3 tRNA genes are annotated in these 252 nt (G+C 54.4%); all 3 read right to left on the bottom strand.

Annotated features, from left to right (window positions below):
• Position 1 precedes the first annotated feature (1 nt).
• Positions 2–74 (bottom strand) — tRNA-Phe (locus tag HMPREF2795_RS02540).
• A gap of 3 nt (positions 75–77) precedes the next feature.
• Positions 78–151 (bottom strand) — tRNA-Met (locus tag HMPREF2795_RS02535).
• A gap of 10 nt (positions 152–161) precedes the next feature.
• Positions 162–251 (bottom strand) — tRNA-Ser (locus HMPREF2795_RS02530).
• Position 252: the final 1 nt, after the last annotated feature.

Genomic DNA, 252 nt, shown 5'->3' with positions numbered 1-252 from the left:
ATGGCGCGAGACGGAATCGAACCGCCGACACATGGAGCTTCAATCCATTGCTCTACCAACTGAGCTACCGAGCCTTATTGCGGGAGCAGGATTTGAACCTACGACCTTCGGGTTATGAGCCCGACGAGCTACCGAGCTGCTCCATCCCGCGTTAATAATAAAGGAGGATGTGGGATTCGAACCCACGCACGCTTTTACACGCCTGACGGTTTTCAAGACCGTTCCCTTCAGCCGGACTTGGGTAATCCTCCA

Source organism: Streptococcus sp. HMSC056C01, from assembly GCF_001811305.1.
Lineage (GTDB): Bacteria > Bacillota > Bacilli > Lactobacillales > Streptococcaceae > Streptococcus.
Note: the sequence above shows the minus strand (reverse complement) of the source record. Positions and strands in the feature narration are given on the sequence as shown.